The organism is Bradyrhizobium sp. sBnM-33 (genome assembly GCF_032917945.1).
Classification (GTDB): Bacteria; Pseudomonadota; Alphaproteobacteria; order Rhizobiales; family Xanthobacteraceae; genus Bradyrhizobium.
In genome coordinates, this window is the sequence record NZ_CP136624.1 from 3,170,144 (window position 1) to 3,190,056 (window position 19,913).

The following is a 19,913-nucleotide window of genomic DNA, read 5'->3' on the forward strand; positions in this document are numbered from 1 at the left end:
ACATTTGAGTCGCAGAACTCGCGAGCCAGAAGCAATGCCCTCGCATGACCGCGTTTGGACAGCCCTTCAATGGAATAAGCAAACCTTAACCAAACCGGGGTTACTCTCAGATCGGGCATTGAACACTCCGCGGTCCACATGAACCTTAGCGGTCCTGTACCTTCGAACGGTAATGATCTGCCGTAGAGCTACTAACTCTCGCATTCAAGGAGACGAGTGGCTCCATAAAGTCATTAGCGCGTGATTGAGCGGCTCTCCGGTGAACTGGATCTCGTGGCCGGCACCTTCGATCACCATGCGGGAAGCGCCGATTCGTTGCGCTAGGTCGTCACAGATCGCGTCGAAGCCTGCACTGTGCCCACCCGATATCACGAGTTTGGGGAAGGGGGCAGACGCCAGCTTAGCAAGCGGCGGTTCAGCCTCCCAGATCGGCCGACCGCGGCGGAAGACGGGTACAAGCGGCACTGCAGCGGCGATCAGTTCGGGGGAAAGAGCGCTCGGATCACTTCCCACAGTTTCCAGGAAACGAATGACCCATTCCTCGTCCGGAGCCTTCTGATCCCAGAGAGAGAGAGAGCGAACCTCTCCCACGAGTGTCCTCGCTGCTTCATTGTGCTGGCCCAACGCGAAGGTAGCGGGTTCCAGTAATGTAATAGATAGAGCCGCTTCGGGACGGCGGGCGGCGGCGAACAGCACGCCGAGACCACCGTAGGAATGCCCTACAAGGTGCGCGCCATTGCCCATGAGACCGGCAATGTCGTCGGCATCGACTAGAAAATCCTCACCTTGAGCCGCGGGACTTCGCCCATAACCACGCCTGTCCGGAACTATCAGACGAAAGCCGCTGTCGGCCAGCGGTCGCTGAGCCTGCCACTCGTCGGATCCTGTTGCCAGTGAACCGTGCACTAACACGACGGGCACGCCCGACCCCCATGCTTCCATGAACAAATCGCTCATTACTCGACCGCCCTTTCAATTCGGCAAGGCTTTGGCTCGCTCCATTTTCAGCTCACGACAGGGGAGACCCTAGTTGGGCCGGGTATTAGCCATAGGTCGAGAACGGCTAGTAGGAGAAGGTGTCCGGGCGGATTGTTCCGCAGCGATCACGAGGGGCCGATCCTATGAGAGCGCAACTGCCTGTTCATACTAGCAAACGTTTCCGCGTACATGGCAGCGCGTGGCCGGCTGAGCGCCGGTCGGTGCTGGATGTTATAAAGGTGAGCGTCACGCTTCAAAGATTTGAAATCTGCAACAGCTTGCGGTCGCCAATCCAGGTTTTCGCAAGATTAGCCCGGGCCTTGCGCATGCCAGCGGCATCGCCGCGTGCCTTATGCAGCTCGGCCAGACCGTAATACGACCAGCCGTTGGCGGGTGCCCGCCGCAGCGCAAGCTCGAATTGCTGCTTCGCCTCAGTGTAGCGACCGGCCTGCAGCAAGGCTGCTGCGAGCGACTGCCGGATTGGATAATACCAATAAGGCGGTTCCGTATAAGGCAAGGCATCCTGCAAGTTAGCCGCCTGCTCGAACTGGACAACGGCGCCGCTCTTGTCGCCTTTACCCTGTGCCACGCGCCCCATGACCACGGTGCGCGCGATACGAAGCACTTCCTGTACCGGTATGTTGGATTCCTTCAGGAGCTTGAAGTCGGACTCGCGCTCCAATTTCTCGATCGCATCGGCCGCCGCCGTTGCGGCCTCGAAGTTGCCCTGCGCTGCCAGCGCCACGCCGCGGGCATAGAGCCAGATCGCTTTGACGTAGGGGACAGCATCACCCGGGTCGGGTAGCGCCAGGATGGCCTCCGGTGAACTGAACTGCGCGTGCGCGAAATACGGCGCTGCTTTGACGGGCTGCACCAGCGCGATGCCACGGGCGGCCTCATCCGGAATGAGCGTTCCCAACTTCTCCGCGGCTGTAATTACGGTTTTCCCGTCGCCCGCCATTTGCGCGGACGCCATCACGAAGTGCACGTTGTGCGGATAATAGCCCATCCTGTAGACGCCGGGAGGCGCGTTGGTGTCAGCCAGATATTTTTCGTCGACTTTGACAGCGGCCTTATTGTCCTGCAGAGCGTCCAGATAACGCCCAACACGATAATAGATGTGGCTCGGCATGTGCACGAGATGGCCGGCGCCGGGCACCGAATTACGCAGGCGGTCCGCATAGGGCTCCGCGCGCTTGGGTCGGTCAGAGGCCTCGACCGCATGGATGTACAAATGGATCGCGCCGGCATGATTTGGATTGCGCGCCAGCACTCGCTCCAATGTCGGCACGATCGGTACGCTCTGCGGGTTGGGTTCGCGGCCAACTGGCTTTTTCCAGTAATCCCACGGGCTGAGATCCATCACCGCCTCGGCATAAAGCGTGGCGATTTCGTTGTCGTTGGGAAATTGCGCCGCGGCTTTCGCCATTTCGGCGGCATAGGCCTTGTCGAGCGGCGCACGTTCCGCCTTGGCATCGTTGCTGTAGCGCACAGCGAGAGCGCTGATCAGGGCCTGCTCCCGAGGCGTTGTCTTGCCGGCAAGAGCTATCGCCTTCTGTGCGGCGGTATAAGCGGGCGCGATGGCATCCTCCTGCATGGGCAGATTGATATTGGGGCCAAGCACCAATGCTTCGCCCCAGAAACACATGGCGCAATCGGGATCGAGCTTTTGCGCCTTGCGGAACGCGCGTTGCGCCTCACCGTGATTGAAGGCGTAGGCCAGGCGCAGACCCTGATTGAAATAGGCTTGCGCCTTTTCGTTCTTGGTCGTGATCTTGTAGGTGATGGATCCGAGGCCGTCCCATAGCGGCGGCTCGGTGTCCGCGAATGCCGGTGCAGAAGAGGCAGCACTCATCTCCGCGCGCGGCACTTCGGTTTGCGCAAGACGAAGCATCATGCCCGGTCGACCGCTCTCGCCCGCTGTCTTGCAGAGCGCAACATCCGGATCAGCGAGGGAAATGTCCCTGGCGCTGGCGCCTGCGTCGGCGAGAGTTGCAATATTGTATGCCAGCAGCGCCGCCAACGAGGTGCCTGCGAGAGCTGCGGCTCCAGTGGAAGCAAGCAGCGTGCGAGAGTGCCTGGAGATGGCCATGTCGTGCTCCCAAACGTTCGTCATATGGGTCCTAAGGCGTTTAGAAAGGTTCAATGATTGCTACAAAATGTCGTGAGGGTGCAGCTAAGCCAACGATACTGTCCCAATGTTCCTGCCGCTGAAGCACCGCTCCCACACGTCGATCAGCGAACAAGGGTTGGCGAGGCGGTCTCTGCTGCAACGGAAAAAATTGCTGATTTCGACGAAAGTCGAAGACTTAGAGACGGAGATCGCCGAGCTTTTCAAGGCTATGAGCGGCCCCAAACACGATATTCAACCAAAATTGGGGTTCACGCCCACAGAACCCGCCCGACTTTATCGGAGCATCCGGCTGCTAACCGACGATGGCCGCCGCGGGATATCCGAGGCTAGCCTTGGTTCGGCTAATCTCATTTTCCTTACGCTAAAGACCCTCGAATTGAGGGCCCTCATAGAAGCGAATAAACGCGATCACAGCTTCTTGGCCATCGAAGAACCGGAAGCCCATCTCCATCCACACCTTCAACGATCGGTCTACCGCCACCTTTTTGAGAAAGCGGGCGACGCCAACGAGACTGAACTCACCACTCATTCTCCTCACATCGTAAGTGTCGCCCCACTGCGATCTATACTTTTGCTCAAAGAGGCGGAATTGGAGGGCACAGTTGGACGGTCAACAGCTCCCATCGGCCTTTCGAAAGAGGAAGAAGATGATCTCGCTCGTTATCTCGACGTGACGCGAGCTGAGCTGCTCTTCGCGCGCGGGGTACTCCGTCGACGGTTTTCTGTCGCGCTTTAGGGGGTGAGTGAACCGCTTGCGCGGTAACGCTGCCGTTCGTCGGGTCGCTCGGTCATCGAGCGCTCATGTGAAGCTCGGAGGCCTTCAACACTTCTTGGGAGGGGTCAATGACCGCATGGAAGCAGTACCAGGAAGACACCGCAGCACTCTTTCGGGAACTGGGGTGCCAAGCCGCGACCGATCTGGAAGTTCAGGGGGTGCGCGGGAAGCATCTTGTGGACGTCTCTGTCCGGTTTTCTCGATTTGGGCTTCACCTGCACTGGATCGTCGAGTGCAAGTTCTGGAAGAGCGCGGTGCCCAAGGAGAAGATTCTCGCGCTCAAATCCATCGTTGAGGATACCGGCGCGGATCGCGGCATTCTGGTGTCAGAATCCGGGCATCAGTCCGGCGCCATTGATGCTGGGCGAATGACCAATATCACGCTCACTTCTTTGGAGGGTTTGAGGTCCGCCGCTCGTGCTGATCTGCTTTCTCTCGGCCTGGCGGAGGTCCATAGGCGTGCCGCCCAGATGAAGGCCTATGTTTTCTCTCTTTGGGAGACTACGCGGCATTCGGCAAATTATTCTGAAAGCAAGTTGAGGGCTGGTGTTAACGGCAACCTTGCTCTGAGGCTTGGTGGCGCGGTGTCGATCATTGGTATGGGTCTTGAAGAGGCCATGCTCGGGAGATTCCCGGCGCCGCTGCCTGTGTTGAACGATGGGGACAGGATAGTCCGTGCGAACGACCTCGACGAATTTGTTACGGCAGCATCTAAGGTTCTTGACTGTCTCGATGTTCAGATTGCGGAACTAAGCAATCCGATAGTTTCATCAAAATAGCGCATCTGCCATGCGGACCGAGCTTTATTCCATCCGCTGTCGCAGCTGTCACCAAGCCTTGGGTCTCGGCCTTTCGGGTAACAATCCCTCTCGTCCTGCAGCGTCCATAACCTCGCCATGGAAGCGAGTCATTCGATGCGACCTCTCCGCGCCCAGGTGTCCTACTGGGCACTTGCCATTCCATTCGGCTCTGAGGCGCTATGAACCGCTACTGCGTGTCGATCATTCTTTAATCAACGTCTGGAGAGCGCGGGGGCACCTTGAAGCGCGGAAACAGCGCCATCCTTGGCGAGTACCGGTACCTCGCGCTTGCCGGCGCGCGCGCCGGTGGCCTTGCCGACTTTCGCCTACACTTGTGATCGGGAATTGACTACCCAATCGACGCGACCGGACGTCATGTAGACAATCGCTCCGCGTTGTGCCCCGGTTGCATGGAGATACTGGGCAAGCTGCTGCCTGTAAGCCGCACGGTCGGCTTCCTTGGGAGCGATGTCGCTCTTCCAGTCGAACACGACCGTACTGCCGTCGGCGGCTTCTGCGATCGCGTCCGCCCGGCCGGCGATCAAATGATCGGGGCCCGCGGGGGCGATCGCGTAGATCGGCACCTCCGCCTTGAGTCGATTGCGAAAGGGCTTAATGTCGGGTAGCCGAAAGGTGTCGAGGGCCGTACTCGCAAGCTCGGCCGCGTCCACGGGCGCGGTGGCCGACGACACGGAAAACAGTTGATCGCGCAGCTGCTCGGCTCTCGAAGTCGCCGTCTCCAGGCGCTCCTCCAGTTCGCCGGTCACCAGCTCTTCCATCAGTTTGTGCAGAAGGATGCCGCGGATGCGCCCGCCCTCCAGAGCCGACAGGGGACGGAGCGGTTCTTCGTCGCTCGCTTCCGATGCGAGCTGTTCCGTGATCACGTCCGGATCGCCGTCGCTCGGTGTGATCCATCGAACCTTTGGCGAAGCCTCGAGCCGCGACCGCTCCTCAGCGAATACTTCCGCGCTCTGCAGGTTTTCGGCCGCGCTCGGCGGAGAAATGCTGGCTCGGGGAAAGCGCGAGACATCCAGCTCCGGTATTGTGTCCAGTCGGAAGCTCAACAGCTTTGCCCACGACTCGTCGTTGCTCCAGGTGAAGTCCGGTATGATCAAGGACTCCATCGCCCGAGTGCACGCGACATAGAGAAGCCGTAAGTTTTCGGCCCGCTTTTCGGCCTCCTCCGTCAGAAGAGCGTCACCCAAGCTTGGTGGGATTATTTGACCGAGCGCCCAATGAAGACTCTCGTCGCTTCGTCGATACACGAAGGTTTCGGCGCGCCGCGGCATGGATGCGCGGTTGATCGGAATGACCACCGGCCACTCGAGGCCCTTCGAAGAATGAACTGTGACGATCTCGATCGATTGTCCGTCGGCCTCGACCATGCCCTCAGCGGAGCTCGATCCGCCGGACCACTCTTCGTCGATGTCCCTTGCGAACTGCGCGAATCCGCGTACGCTGTAGCTACGGGCGCGCTCGAGCAGTCCGTCGATGTTTGCAAGGGATCTGACGGCCTGGTCCGCGCTCCGTGCCGCGACGATCGTGCGGACGTGCAGTCGCTCGATCGCTTCCGCGAGGATCAGCGCCGGACTAGTGCCGTTCACGCGTCTGCGAAGATCGCGGAGAACGCCAAGGACTTCGCGTGCGGTGTCATGTTGAACAGTCGCCGGTTCGGTCAGGAGCGTCAGTCCTGTGATTTGATCAGTGTCCTCCGACGGCGGCAGGCCGGCCGTGATGTCCAGAAGTTCGCGCTCGGTCAGGCCAACCAATGGTCCGCGCAACAGGGCCCCGAGGGCGAGGGTATCTCGGGCGTCGGCCAGGGCCCTGACCAGCGCCACCAAGTCCTGGGCTTCCTGTCTCTTGAAAAGGTTTTTGCCGGCCTGCGAGGCGAAGGGCAGGCCAGCCTCCTCCAGGGCGCGTTCGTATCGCCACAGATCCGTCGAGACAGGAGCCAATAGCGCTATGTCGCCGGCGGTCAGTCTTCGGACCTTGCCGTCGTTGAGCCTCAATTCGACGTTCCCGATCAGCCGAGCGCAGAGTTCGGCGACGACGCGCGCTTCTTCATCGCGCGCGCTGGCGACCCGCGTTTCGGGAGGGAGCTTGACGGATACCTTCGCGACGCCAGGCAAAACTTGGTCGGACACGCTGCGAGTGCCTTGCAACGCGACGTAACCGGCTTCCTGCCGCGACAGATGCAGCGAGAAACAGTCGTTGATGTGATGAAGGATCGGATCGCGCGAGCGGAAGTTCGCCGATACCCTGATTACGTTGCCTGGAAATTGATCCTCGATGGCCTGCCGCACCGTCAGATAGGTTGCGAGATCGGCGCCCCGGAATCGGTAGATCGCCTGCTTGGGATCGCCGACAACGAAAAGCTGTCCCGGTCTTAGAGGTCTCCTGTGCCACGCCGTCCCATCCTCGGCGCCGGAGCACAGCAGAAAGATAATCTCCGCCTGGACGGGGTCGGTATCCTGAAATTCGTCGACGAGAACTCGCGAGAACCGTTCGCCCGCCGTATTCCGCACGACCGGAAAGTCGCGCAGCACCTGGCGGCAGGTGTACAGAAGATCATCGAAGTCCAAAACGGCGGCACGTCGTTTGAAGGCCTCGTAGTCTTGCAGCACACCGTCGAGCTCGATCGATAAGTTGCCGATAACCGCGGTGGCGATCCGACCCATCAGCGTCCCGTATGCCGTCCGACATCGGGCGTAGTATTCCTCCGCCCGATCGGCCAGGCGATCGCCGTCTTCTCTCCCGGCCGCCCTCCGCCACAAGGAGCGACGCCTGTAATCGCGCAAGGCGAACGCGTCTTTGCGCATAATGGCCAAGCTCGGTGGATGGGCCAATTCCCAGAGCCGCTCGAAGCCGGGAAAGGGATCGAAAGCTCCCTCGAAGTGAGAAGCCAGCGTTTCGAGAGCGACGATATCCGGATCGGCTTCGGGCGGAACGTCGACGTGATCGCACCAGCGACGGAATTCACGAACGCTCTCCACGAATTCCAGATCCGCCGCGGCGTCCAGGTCCGAGGGCAGGGGCCTGGCCGAACGATAGCGCCGACGAAACTTCGCAAAGCCCCGCAAGAGCTCTTCGGCGCCCGTAGGATTTCTGCGGGCCACCGATGCGATCGGGTCGTCCGTCGCCGGAAGAGGTCGATCGAGCCGGTCTCGCCACCATCGGTCGAAATTCGAATCGAACGCGAAATCGGCCTGGTCCGCGTCTAGCACCTCCGCGCCCGGATCGATTCCAGCTTCCACCGAATAGGAAAGTAGGAGGTCGTGACAAAAGGAATGGATCGTTCCGCAAGTCAGCTCGTCGAGCCGCTCGGACGCTGCCATCAACGATCGTCTTTGCTCAGGCGTCGGGCCGTTGGGCAGGCAAAGCCGAAGTTCGCGCGGAACGCTGCCGCCGAGTAGGGCGTCCAGATAGGCCGAAATCCGATGGCGCAGTTCGCCGGCCGCAAGCTCGGTGAACGTGATGGCGACGATCGAGCCCGGGGATATGGCGGACGCCAGCAGCATCACGACGCGGCCGGCGAGAAGAGAAGTCTTCCCCGTTCCGGCGCCGGCTTCCACCAGCAGCGTGGAATCCAGATCCGTCAGAGCCCGCCTGCGCTCGGCATCATCGACCACAGACGTCATTCCGAACTCCAGAGTCGTGCAATGCTTTCGCTCGCCTTGCCGAATGCCAGTCGCTTGCGCCGCTGATAGCCGGGAGAAGCGGGCAGCGCCAATCGCAGATCGTTGGTCCGTTCGAAGGAGTTCGGGCCAGGTACGGCGGTGCCCCGCATCAGCATGGCAACCACAACGTTGACGAAGGCTCCAATCTGTTCGATGGCGCCGTCGAGATCTTGGAGGCTGTGCGCCGATTGCTCCCCCCGCAGGTAGAGGAGTCTGGCGACGATCTGCGGGTCTCCCGGCAGGAGCTGACGGCACGCCAGACCATAGAGCGCACGCTGCAGCTCGGAGCCTCTACCGATGGTGATGCGCGCGGCGTTCCTCGGGGGCTCGCTCGTCTTGTAGTCCGTCACGCGGACGGCGGCGGGTGCGGTCCGCAAGTCCAGGCGGTCGATGGTGCCTCGGAGACGAATGGGCGTGTTCGGCACTGAAACTGGCACGGTGGCGTCCCAAGGGAGCTCCCGTTCGGCGACGAAGCTTTCGGGCTGACCGAACGGAACTTCGGTCCAGCTTCGCGTGGTAGTTTCCGTGATCTCCTTGCGCAGCAATCCGACGAGCGCCAAGGACGCGGCATAGTCAACCGTATTCTTCCAAAGCAAACTTGGTGGCACCGGACCTTCGAGTGGCCATGCTTCTCGCACCACTCGAGCAGCGTCCTTGAGCGCGTCTTCGATCTCATGATCCGATGCTCGCGCATAACCAGGCCGAGGTTCGAGCGAGTCGACCGCACGCCGCAGCAACTCGTGGACCAACTTGCCAAAGGCGTCGGGCGCAATCGAGAGGGGCTGTTCGCGTTCCTGCGGGGTTCGCCAACCAAGCGCATAACGCCAAACGAACCCCATGGGATCCTGCAGCATGCGCCGAAGCGAAGTAGCCGACTGCACGCGGTCGATCGCTCGTCGTATCGCGGGATGGTCTGCGGAAAACTGCGCGTCGTACGTCGTAAGGCCTTCTTCGTGCCAGCTCGTCCAGCATGTGTTCGCCGATCTGATCCGACCAACCGTCGCTGCGTCCGCCGGGCGAGCCATCAAGCGGTCGGCTTCGTTCCAGGCGTGCTCGGGGACGCGCGCTCGCGACAGCGGAACCTCCGGCCGGTCCTGCAGCAACGGGCTTCGTCCGACACGGCTACCTTGCGCGCTCCGACGGCTACGCGACAACACCACCTCGCAGGTAGCACCAGCGATGATGGCTTCGAAATGCCGCCGGTCCGCCTTGGCCGTCGGATCGACGTCAAATTCACTCGCGGACAGCACATGGTTGGGAAAGATGGAATCTTCCGCTGAGCGCCGCGGCCAGCCCCGGTTCGTGAGCCCAAGCAGCCGCGTGTAAGGGCGGGGCGCGCTTGCGAGATCCCGCGCAGCGCACCAAGCGATCGAATCAGCCGCGTCGTTCTCCGACGGGAAACGCGCGTTTTGCAGGGCGAATTCGACAGCGTCGGGCGGCCCCGCACGCAGGGCAGCTTGCCAAAGCTGGGCCGAACGGCCACGCAGAAGGAGGTCGGATGCCTCTTGGGCGGCCGCAATCCCTCTTGCCAACGTTTCCAATATGGGGATGGCGCCTTGCAGCGCTGCCAAGGACGCATTGCCTAGAATGGTGTTCGAGATCGCGCGGCGCCAGTCCTCGAGCTGGGCCAACCCTGCTCCGCGCGGGATCGACGACAGCCATCCCTGAGGAAGTTCGTCAAGGGCGCCGCCCTCGCCCCGGCACAAGGAGACGAGGCGTCGCACACGCAACTGGCTTAGGCCGTGCAGAAGGACATCCGCCAGCGCCGCCGCTCGTTGACCGTCTCGGGTAGCGAGGGCGGGAATGCCATGCACGAAATGCAATCGCAATCCGGCATCCGCCGTCGATGCATAGAAATGATCGTCCCAAGCCGTGGTACCGGCGGATGCGATGGCGATCTCCTGAGGGTGTGCCTTGCCCGATGCGATCAGTTGGCGAGCCCAACGAAGGCTCTCGACCACCTCGTGCCGCGGATCAGCGCAAGAGACCGCGGTGGTGACTGGTTCATGACCCGATGCCTCGAGCCGGACAACCGAACCCGAAAACCAATCGGTCTCGGCTTGGATCGGAGCGTGCCACTCTACCGGCACTCTTTCGACGAGACCTTCGATCAGGGGGCGCCAATTGGGAGCGATGAACGAGAGACGCTCGATAGTGACACGGCCGACGAGCCGTGCTGCGTGGCGAGTTCTCGCCAAGGCCGCATCCCGTAAATCACGCGGCGGCATCATGCTGGTGGGCAGATGACGCCGCACTCGCTCTTCGATAAGTGCTAACTCGCGGATGCGGACGCCTCCGGCTGCACCCGTCTCGATACGAAAATCCGCGTCCCAGAGCTTGCGCAAGGTTCGTGAGACTGCCCGGGTCATGCCCGGAAGGTGTCGTACGCCCTCCAGTTCGACGAATCCTCCTTCATCGAGGGCGCGTTGGACGGCGAGATCGAGCTGCTCGACGGTAACCGGCGTAACGAAGCCACCCGCGAGTCTCGCCGCAAGCTGCGGTAGGTTTAGGATCTGAAGGCCGCACTCGTTAGCCCGGGCTGCCGCCGCGCGACGCATCTGGTAGCCGAGAGCTCCCCCAACGACGGCAGTTCGCGTACGAAACGTGACGCCCTCCACGGCATCTCCTAGCCCTGTGACTTTCACCAAATGCCGCCGAGTTTGCAACTGTCCTGCTACTCGCGATGCCAATCTCGATCCAGTCCACTACATGTACCATGACGCCGGATTCGGATCATCATGCCGGCCGACATTCATCTCGTACGCAGGAGCGACGGGTCGAGCGCAGGCAGCCTTATCGGGTCGAACGGCGCCAGGTCGACGCTTTGTGCTGCGCCGTCAACGATCAATTCGGCAATGGCTTCGCCTGTCGCTGGTGAGTTGAGGATACCCCAGACATTGTGCCCGGTAGCAACATAGAGCCCCTCGCTGCGTGGGACTTTGCCTATCAGCGGCAAGCCGTCATGTGTGACCGGTCGGAAACAGGCTTGCCGCGCAAGGATCCTTTCTTGGCGGAAGATCGGCGACAATCGTTCGGCGATGGCGTGCAGGCGACCGATGGCCTCTGAATCCGGCTTTACCGCGGCGGGGTCGATCGGCAGCGGGACCACGTCGGATAGAGCCGCAATATGGGTGCTGCCATCTGCGCGCGGAAACACCTCGACGCTTACCATCTCGTCGGTCTCATCGTGATAGTCTAGAAATAGTGCGTGTGGGGGAACGTCTGCGCCGGTGTCGTAGACAAGACTCGGACTACGCTGCCCGAAAACGGCCGGCAAGCTCATCCATTCCGCCGCCAGCAATGACCACGGTCCCATGGCGACAACGACGGCGTCTGCCTCAATGATGTCGCCGTCAACTTTGACGCCCCGCACAGTCGTGGCGTGGGTATGCCTCACCACGCCGGTCGCGCGCCCGCGGCGCAGTTCGGCGCCTCGCGCTTGGGCGGCGCGCATCATAGCGGAGGTGAACATGCGGGGATGAACAATTGCCGTCGTCTCAGTGGTGCTCAACCGCGACGCAATAACAACGCCGTTGGAGAGCCAATCGAGCTCCGAAGGTTTCTGGCGGCGCGGATCGCGCTCGGAAGCGACGAAGCCGCTGTAAGCGGTCATGGGACGATAGCCCCAATCGTCGGCGAGCTCCTGCGGCAAAGCCGCGTGCAGCTGGAAACTGCGTCGGGCCAGCGCGTCTACCGGCGTGCCGGCACACCAGTCGAGTGCCAGAAATCCGCCGGCCTTTCCAGATGCTGCGGCGGCAACCTCGGTGCTCTCAACCACGATCACTTGGGCGCCGCGTCGGCTGAGGAAGTAGGCTGTGCAGGCGCCCACGACGCCGCCGCCGCAAATCACAACCCGCATGGTCTCTCCGCTTGCCAGCTCTCAAACGCCGAGAAGGTCCAGCGATGCTAACGCGTCGGCTGTCCCTTTGTCTCCTTGAGCTTATCGACGCAACTTTTGAGACAGACGTGTCCGCCGTCGGAACGACCATGCTTGCGCACGTAGGCGCTTCCGACACAACCCGCGCCTCTGGCGTGCAGTTCCAATAGTTTGGAACCAAGATTCAACGAAAGGAGTGGCCTGTACCCTGAGACTGATCACACCGTTTGACCGATGCCCATCGCGTAGACTGGCTGGATGCTTACCGCGTTGCCCTATTCCAGTTCAAATCCCGAAATCCAGTTGCGGCTCCGTGTCGTTCTCACCTTGCAGAGAAGACAGCGACACTCCCAGGAGGCGCACCGCCTTTGGAAGGGGCATGGCGTCCTCCAGCAGGCCGATCGCCAGACGCGCGAGATCGTCGCGGTTCGCGACAGCCGCAGACACGGATCGGCTGCGCGTGATGATTTCGAAGTCGGCGAGCTTCACTTTAAGTGTCACCGTTCGCCCCCGGGTGCCCGTCGACTCGCAGTGCCGCCAGACCTTGTCGATCAACGGCCGGAGCTCCGCGAGCATCGCGTCGAATTCCGTGAAATCGGTGAAGAACGTGTTCTCGGCGCCGACCGATTTGCGGATACGATTGGCCCGTACAGGCCTCTCGTCGATGCCGCGCGAAATCCAGTAGTAGTAGGTGCCGGACTTGCCAAAGTTCTCCTGCAGGAACGCGAGGGACTGGTTGCGGATGTCGAGGCCGGTCCAAATCCCGAACGCGTTGAATTTCGTGGCGGTTGCCGGCCCGATGCCGTGAAACTTCCCGACCGGCAGCGTCTCGACGAAGGCCGGTCCCATCTCCGGCGAGATGACATACTGCCCATTGGGTTTGCGATGATCGGAGGCGAGCTTCGCCAGGAATTTGTTGTAAGAGATGCCCGCCGACGCGTTTAAGCCGATCTCGGCTTTGATCTTCTCGCGGATCCTCATCGCGATGTCTCTGGCCAGCAGGATACCTTGCAGGTTTTCAGTGACATCGAGATAGGCCTCGTCGAGCGAAAGTGGCTCGATAATCGGCGTGTGCTCGGCGAAGATCTCGCGAATCTGTCGGCTGATCGCCTTGTAAACTTCGAACCGTGGCTTGACGAAGATCAGGTCCGGACACTGCCGCTTCGCGGTGACCGACGGCATGGCCGAGCGAACGCCGTACTGGCGGGCTTCGTAGCTCGCGGCGGCGACGACGCCGCGCTCGGCCGAACCGCCCACAGCCACCGGCTTGCCACGCAAGTCCGGATTATCGCGCTGCTCCACCGATGCGTAGAAGGCATCCATGTCGATATGGATGATCTTGCGGTGAGGCGCTGTCGAAGCGCTATGTTCCGGATCGGGAGGGACCATAGGCGGATTGTACAGGGCACCGTAGGCCAAGTCGCGGCCGAGTCAGCGTCAATCCGCAGAGGGGCATTCAGGGCAGGTGTCGCCGATCGAGTCCAGTACCTCGGCGATCGCGACGGCAGTTACTTGGGATGAAACGCCGGCCGGCGGATCCGTCCGAGCGATCTGGAATGCGCGGTCGCGGGCATGCGGATCGGCGCGGTCCTGCATCCACCCGTGCTCCTCGCATTCGCGAATGGCGCCGGCCTCGCTGAGCACCGAAATCGCCCAGCCGCGAAGCGTCCGGATCGCTGGTTGCCTCTCCTTCGTCATCAGCATTCGAAATCGCTCCTACCGGGCGAATCCTCACGCCTCGCCGTCCGTTCCGGGCTGCTAACACAGGTCAGGGATTCCGAATTGCATGGCCTATTGCTTTTCCACGTGTTCCGTCCGCCTGTGCAAAAGGTCAGGCGGCCAGCGCGGGATCTTCCTTTTCGCCGGTCGCGACGATCTTCAGCGCCCCGTCCGGCAACGGCCGTTGGAGCGCCTTGGCCTCGTCCCAGGGGGCGCGCAGCCAGACATCGTACTCTTCGGTTGTCGTCAGGATCACCGGCATCGCCTTCGGATGGACACGTTCCACCTCGACGTTCGGCTTGCAGGTCAGGAAGGCGTACACATCGATCGTGACTTCTCCTTCCTTGGCCTTCCGGACGCTGGTCCAGTTCGTCCAGAGGCCGGCGAACGACAGCAGCGGGCGGCTTTCGTCCGGCGCGAACCATACCGGCACCTTGTTGCCATCGATCGTGTCGTACTCGCTGAACGACGTGAAGGGGACCAGGCAACGGTGCTCGGTCCCGAGCCACCGCTTCCAATGCGCGCTGCCCACGTTTCGGATGTTGGTGGTGCCACTGTCCGGCTCCATCCGAAGCAATTCCTTGAAATCGACCGGCTTTCCCTTAGCCTCGAGCTTCTGGGCTCGCTTCTTGGTGGCGTCCAGGAGCGCCTGCTGCGAGGACGGCATGCCCCACCGAGCCATGGCGATCTCGCGACCGTCGGGCGCGTTGCGAACTATCGGCGCTGGGTAGTCCGGAAAGATGCCGGGCATTGAAGGCAGGTTGCCAACGCGACTGTTGAGTGCGCTGAACAGGCGACGGATCGCGTCAACGTTCTTGGTCATCGAATAGATGGGGTGATTGCAGTTGCTGCTCGAAAGGCTCAGCCTGGAAGGGAAGCCGGCGAGCCGGCGGCAGCAGGAGCGGGAACATGAAGCACTATGTCGGTCTGGATGTTTCGCTAAAGGAGACGGCTATCTGTGTTGTGGACGAGAATGGCGTCGTCATTCGCGAGGGCAAAACATTTTCGGAACCGGAGGCTATTGTTGCCTGGCTCAACGAAAGCGGATTGCCCCTTGCCAAGGTCGGGATTGAGATTGGTGGTCTCGCTCGTTGGCTGTACGGCGAACTGCGTGCTGCCGGCTTACACGCAGTCTGCATCGATCCCCGAAGACTGCGCGGCGTGACTAGGACAATGCCGATTAAGACCGATCGAAACGACGCTCGCGCTATTGCGCAGGTAATGCGGGTCGGCTGGTACACCGTTGTTCATATCAAGGGTGACGTGAGCCAGGAGCTACGAATGCTTCTCAATAATCGCAAGACGCTTTTGATTAAGCAGATCGATATCGAGAATGAAATTCGGGGCGTCTTACGCGTCTTCGGCTTAAAGCTGTCTGGTCGTATATCTCAAGTAACGTTTGAGCAGCAAACGAATGAACTCACAGATGGCCATCCACGACTCGCGGCGATGCTGCGCCCAATGCTTGTGGCTCGAGCCGCGCTGCGTGAACAGTACGGCGTCCTACACAAGATGGTACTTGAAATAGTACGCCGCGAACCGACATGCCAGCGGCTCATGACGATACCAGGCGTAGGCGCACTGACGGCAATCACTTTTCTAACAACTATTGATGACCCGGATCGCTTTCAACGCTCCCGCGATGTTGGCGCGCATCTTGGCCTTACGCCACGCAAATACGCATCTGGCGAAACCGATCGGAATGGCGCTATTTCGAGGTGCGGCGATGTGATGCTCAGGACCATACTTTATCAGGCAGCGCTTGCACTTCTAACCCGCACCCAGCGTTGGTCTGCATTGAAAGCCTGGGGTGTAAGGGTGGCCAAGCGACGCGGTCTTCGCCGAGCAGTCGTGGCGGTCGCGCGAAAATTAGCGATCGTGATTGCATCGGATCTGGGCAGATGGAAGCGAGTTCCGATGGACCCGCGAGGAGGCGACCGCATGATCGATTAGCAATTCAGCGGATCCGCCGAAAAGGCGGAACGACGTCCTGCGAGGACGAGGTCGGGGTGACTGCGCTGCAACCTCTGTGCCTGCAGCACGCGCCTAATAGATAGCAGCTCCCGATCTTCGGACTACCATCGTGAGGCGGCTATGAACGTCGACCTCGTAGACAAGAGCGAGCCTCGCAGGCTGTCGGTAACGAGCTGAACCCTTGTGCCAGCAACCGCAATCAGACAAGAGATTGCACACGTTCAGTCCTCCAGAGGCACGTTGCGCGGCCGCTGAGTTAGTTGCAGCAGCGTCGCCGAGGGGCGCCGGCCTGCCTTGGCGCATTTCCGACAGCGCAGCCTGCCGGCGAGATCATGAACGAAAGTTGTCGGTGGATGGGGCAGGGCAGCGAGATCGACCTGGCTCGGTGCTTTGCAGCGCGAGCACTCGATCAGAAGCCAAGGATAGCCGCCGTTTATCGCCTGGTCGACGGTCGGAGACGGATCGATCGGTTCTCCGTCCGCCCACATCCGCTCGTTCCAGCTTTCAGCCAGGAGCTGATCGGCTTGGCGTATCAGGACGTCCCCCTTGGCGCGCAGCTCGTCCGACTGCGCGGCCAAAATGCCTGTCATCGCCCGCGCCTCGCCGAGCTCCCTCTTCAAGGCCTTACGGTCTCCGCCAGACAGAGGCGTCGGGTGATGTTTGGGGGCCATCCGGAACGACGCCGGGCTGTGATCAACGGGACTCGAAGGCCGGCCAGCAGCCGTCTTCCTCGTGGCGGCCAGTCCGGTTCTGGCAGGTGTTGTCTAGCAACCGCTGCCCGACCTCGCTCCAGCTGGCTTGCTGCCCGTACAGGCGGATGGCGTCGGCCTTCTGGATCTCGACAATGCGCTCGCACCTGCGACAGGATACCCGCAGGACATGCTGCGGGATTTCGGAGAGGCGCTGCCCTGCGCTCGATCGTTCCGAAGATCTGGTTTCGACTTTGGCATCGTTCAGGACGGCATGCCAATACTCGTCCGGCATCTCGTCCTGCGGACCGAGAGGCGGTGTCACCGCCGTCTTTCTGCCGATCGAAGCGGCCAGCTTTTCCATTTGTTTCGGTGTAGGCATCCGCCAACTCGCGGGTCGATCGCTCATGGCATAATTAGAACATATCAAGAACAAATGTCGAGTCCGACGAACGGAGTGCAGGGACGGATTTTTTCTAGTCGCGATTGGCCACGTCCAAATTGACCTCAAAACAGGACGGCGTGTCGGAACCAGCCCCTTTCGATCGTCTTGAATCCGAGCTGCCCCGAAAACGGAGTTCTGCGTACATGGCCCCCCGCGCCAATTGGAAAGGCTTTCTGCGTCTGTCCCTCGTCACTTGCCCGGTCGCGCTGTATCCAGCCACCTCCGAGTCCGAGAAAATCTCGTTCAACCAACTCAATCGGCAGACCGGTCACCGCATCAAATACCTCAAGGTCGACGCGGATACTGGTGACGAGGTGCCGAACGAGGACATCGTCAAGGGTTACCAACTCGAGAAAGACCAGTTCATCGAGGTGACGAAGGAAGAGCTCGAAGAGATCGCGCTGGAGTCCACACGTACCATCGAGATTGACGAGTTCGTCGAGAAGTCCGAGATCGATCCACGTTACCTGATCCGTCCCTACTATCTGCGTCCGGATGGGAAGGTCGGCCACGACGCCTTCGCGGTCATCCGCGAGACCATCCGCGAGATGAACAAGGTCGCGATCGGCCGGGTCGTGCTCACCAATCGCGAGCACATCATCGCACTTGAGCCGCTGGAAAAAGGGTTGGTCGGGACGCTCCTGCGGTATCCCTACGAAGTGCGCTCCGAACAGGAGTATTTCGACGAGATCCAGGACGTCAAAGTCACGAAGGACATGCTGGACCTGGCCAGGCATATTGTGGACCAGAAATCAGGTCGGTTCGAACCTGACAAGTTCGAGGATCAGTACGAAACGGCTCTGATCGACCTCATCAACCAGAAGCGTGCCGGTAAGCCGATCACGCCAAAGGAGCGGCCGCGCGGCGAGAACGTGGTCGATCTGATGGAGGCATTGCGACGAAGCGTAGGCGGGGCTGCGGGCGAAGCGAAGGCCACGAAGAAGCCGGTGAAAAAGCCGCGCAAGGCGGCAGTTGGGCAGAAAGAAATGTTAATGCCGATCGCCGGCAAAAAGCCGAAGGAGACGGCGGCGAAGAAGCCGGCAGCCAGGCCGCAGCGCAAGTCTGCCTGATTGGGAGACCGTGTGATCGGCGAAAATCAGTGCGTGAGCGTTCTCGGCTGTCAAATCCGGAAAGAGGGGAAAGCCGGCCTACGATGTTCGCGCTCACATTCCTAGGGACCTCGGCAAGCGTTCCGTCGGCCGAACGGAATCATCCCGGTCTCCTCGTCGAGGCCGAAAGTTACCGCATTCTGGTGGATTGCGGAGAGGGGACGCAGCGCCAGCTGCTACGCAGCGGCGCGGGCTTTCGAAGGCTCGATCGGCTCTTGTTGACCCACGGCCATCTCGACCACGTACTCGGGATTCCCGGTCTCTTTTCGAGCCTGCGGCTGCGACAGAGCGCTGACGTCATGACGATTCACGCAAGCCCGGCCACGCTTGAAGTCGTCGTCGGGATGCTCGCCGGCCTCTGGGGCGAGGGAACAGCACCCATTCCACTCGAGCTTGTTCCGCTGACGGCAGGTCAGGTCATCGACCGAGGCGAGTTCACAATTGCCTGCTTCCCGGTCCGTCACCGCGATACCGACAGCTTCGGCTTCTCCTTTGAAAGTCGGGCTCGCCGTCACCTTCGGCCGGACCGCCTCGCCGCCCTCGGTGTGCCCGACGGTCCGGTGCGCAAGGAGCTGGCGGAAGGACGACCGGCGACACTTGCGGACGGTAGGACAATTGATCCCGAAGGCGTCCTCGGTCCGCCAGAGCGGCGCAGGAAGCTCGTCATCGTCGGCGATACCGAAACCACCGATGGATTGGCCGAACCGGTTCGCGGCGCGGACGTGCTCGTGATCGAGGCCACGTTTCTGGATCGCGACGCAGCGATTGCGCGCGACTACGGACATCTCACCGCCCGTGAGGCGGCGGCGCTTGCGGCTATGTGCGACGTGAAGCAGCTCGTCCTGACTCACATTTCCGGCCGCTATACCGATGAGGATCTACTGGCGGAGGCGAAGAAGACGTTTCCAAACAGCCGGATTGCCATCGATTTCGATCATATTGTGATCTAGCCGGCCGCTGCGGAGTACAGGCATGGCGAAGAAGCTGAAGACCTACGAGACATCATTGGGCTTTTTCGACCTGGCAATAGCGGCGCCTTCGATGAAGGCGGCTTTGGAAGCCTGGGGCGCGGACAGCAATCTTTTTCATCAGGGTGTGGCGAAGCAAAGTGAGGATCCTGACGTTATCGCAGCGACCATGGCGGCGCCGGGCGTCGTTCTGAAACGCGCTGTCGGGTCCGGCGGGCCCTTCAAGGAGCACGCCGAACTGCCTACCGATCTCGCCGGCGACCGCGGCTCGAAGATTCGCAAGTCGCAGGGCCGCAGCGCACAGAAGCCCCCGAAGCGAGGCAACGACCAGGCGGCCGATCGGAAGGCCGCACTCGCTTTCGAGAAGGAGCACAATCGTCGCGAGCGAGAACGCGCGAAGGAAGAAGCTGCCCGGGAGAAGGAGCGCGAGCGACGGCAGCATGCCATCGACAAGGCACAAGGCACCTTGGATGCAGCCCGTCGGAAGCACGAAGAGAAAACAGCAGGCATTCGAGCCGAGCTAGAGGCTCTCGAGGACGAGTCGCGGGCCGAAGAGGCGCGTTGGGAGAAAGAGAGGACGCGACTGGAAGCTGCGTTGCGACGGGCGCGAGGGTAAGCAGCCACTACCTGGAAGCGACCGGTGAGTGGATAACCATGACACCGCGGCCCGTCACTTGCTCGATACGATTGATACTCTGGTGAAGCAGGGTGAGCGCCGCAGCCTATTTTCTCTCCAACGGAGCTATTAGCGCATCCAGCGCTTTCGGG

At 61.2% G+C, this 19,913-nt stretch carries 15 protein-coding genes and 1 pseudogene; 6 read left to right on the top strand and 10 right to left on the bottom strand.

The genetic code is table 11. The annotated features are described in order from the left end of the window. Positions 1–204 precede the first annotated feature (204 nt). Together RX328_RS14665 and RX328_RS14670 are read right to left on the bottom strand one after the other, a co-directional pair. Positions 205–957 (bottom strand): alpha/beta fold hydrolase, encoded by a 753-nt coding sequence (locus RX328_RS14665; protein WP_213252277.1) that lies wholly within the window; start codon positions 955–957, stop codon positions 205–207. A 274-nt stretch (positions 958–1,231) separates the two neighbouring features. Next, positions 1,232–3,070: a tetratricopeptide repeat protein gene (locus RX328_RS14670; RefSeq protein WP_213252278.1), complete on the bottom strand. Its 1,839-nt coding sequence runs from the start codon at positions 3,068–3,070 to the stop codon at positions 1,232–1,234. 106 nt (positions 3,071–3,176) lie between these two features. Here RX328_RS14670 and RX328_RS14675 point away from each other — a divergent pair, with 106 nt between their 5' ends. Both RX328_RS14675 and RX328_RS14680 read left to right on the top strand, forming a co-directional pair. Continuing rightward, the gene (locus RX328_RS14675) at positions 3,177–3,848 is read left to right on the top strand and encodes an ATP-dependent nuclease (RefSeq protein ID WP_213252279.1); all 672 of its coding nucleotides are present in this window, start codon (positions 3,177–3,179) and stop codon (positions 3,846–3,848) included. Between the two features lie 107 nt (positions 3,849–3,955). Then, a complete protein-coding gene (locus tag RX328_RS14680) occupies positions 3,956–4,666 on the top strand; it encodes a restriction endonuclease (protein ID WP_213252280.1) in 711 nt (236 codons plus the stop codon). A gap of 347 nt (positions 4,667–5,013) precedes the next feature. Here RX328_RS14680 and RX328_RS14685 read toward each other — a convergent pair whose 3' ends face one another. The 6 genes from RX328_RS14685 to RX328_RS14710 form a co-directional block, all read right to left on the bottom strand. Next, positions 5,014–8,325 (bottom strand): UvrD-helicase domain-containing protein, encoded by a 3,312-nt coding sequence (locus RX328_RS14685; protein ID WP_213252281.1) that lies wholly within the window; start codon positions 8,323–8,325, stop codon positions 5,014–5,016. Beyond that, positions 8,322–10,982 carry a PD-(D/E)XK nuclease family protein gene (locus tag RX328_RS14690; protein WP_312018027.1) on the bottom strand — a complete coding sequence of 887 codons (2,661 nt, stop codon included), beginning with the start codon at positions 10,980–10,982 and terminating at the stop codon, positions 8,322–8,324. The genes RX328_RS14685 and RX328_RS14690 overlap by 4 nt, the downstream gene beginning before the upstream one ends. A gap of 134 nt (positions 10,983–11,116) precedes the next feature. Next, positions 11,117–12,223, bottom strand: coding sequence for an NAD(P)/FAD-dependent oxidoreductase (locus RX328_RS14695; RefSeq protein WP_213252282.1), 1,107 nt, complete (start codon positions 12,221–12,223; stop codon positions 11,117–11,119). Positions 12,224–12,526: 303 nt separating this feature from the next. Then, a complete protein-coding gene (gene dinB / locus RX328_RS14700; protein WP_213252283.1) occupies positions 12,527–13,630 on the bottom strand; it encodes a DNA polymerase IV in 1,104 nt (367 codons plus the stop codon). 48 nt (positions 13,631–13,678) lie between these two features. Continuing rightward, positions 13,679–13,945 carry a hypothetical protein gene (locus RX328_RS14705; RefSeq protein WP_213252284.1) on the bottom strand — a complete coding sequence of 89 codons (267 nt, stop codon included), beginning with the start codon at positions 13,943–13,945 and terminating at the stop codon, positions 13,679–13,681. Positions 13,946–14,072: 127 nt separating this feature from the next. Further along, a complete protein-coding gene (locus tag RX328_RS14710) occupies positions 14,073–14,783 on the bottom strand; it encodes an SOS response-associated peptidase (RefSeq protein ID WP_213252291.1) in 711 nt (236 codons plus the stop codon). 86 nt (positions 14,784–14,869) lie between these two features. Between RX328_RS14710 and RX328_RS14715 the strand changes: the two are divergent. Beyond that, positions 14,870–15,905: pseudogene (locus tag RX328_RS14715) on the top strand (IS110 family transposase). Between the two features lie 250 nt (positions 15,906–16,155). Here the strand turns inward: RX328_RS14715 and RX328_RS14720 are convergent. Together RX328_RS14720 and RX328_RS14725 are read right to left on the bottom strand one after the other, a co-directional pair. Then, the gene (locus RX328_RS14720) at positions 16,156–16,605 is read right to left on the bottom strand and encodes a hypothetical protein (protein ID WP_213252412.1); all 450 of its coding nucleotides are present in this window, start codon (positions 16,603–16,605) and stop codon (positions 16,156–16,158) included. 22 nt (positions 16,606–16,627) lie between these two features. Further along, the gene (locus tag RX328_RS14725) at positions 16,628–17,032 is read right to left on the bottom strand and encodes a hypothetical protein (protein WP_213252413.1); all 405 of its coding nucleotides are present in this window, start codon (positions 17,030–17,032) and stop codon (positions 16,628–16,630) included. Positions 17,033–17,211: 179 nt separating this feature from the next. Between RX328_RS14725 and RX328_RS14730 the strand changes: the two genes are divergently transcribed. From RX328_RS14730 to RX328_RS14740, 3 genes are all read left to right on the top strand, one after another. Continuing rightward, entirely contained in the window at positions 17,212–18,138 is a 927-nt protein-coding gene (locus tag RX328_RS14730) for a Ku protein (RefSeq protein WP_213252414.1), read from the top strand. An 83-nt stretch (positions 18,139–18,221) separates the two neighbouring features. Next, positions 18,222–19,127: a ribonuclease Z gene (locus tag RX328_RS14735; RefSeq protein ID WP_213252415.1), complete on the top strand. Its 906-nt coding sequence runs from the start codon at positions 18,222–18,224 to the stop codon at positions 19,125–19,127. A 22-nt stretch (positions 19,128–19,149) separates the two neighbouring features. Then, a complete protein-coding gene (locus tag RX328_RS14740; RefSeq protein ID WP_213252416.1) occupies positions 19,150–19,761 on the top strand; it encodes a cell envelope biogenesis protein TolA in 612 nt (203 codons plus the stop codon). The last annotated feature ends 152 nt before the right edge of the window (positions 19,762–19,913 follow it).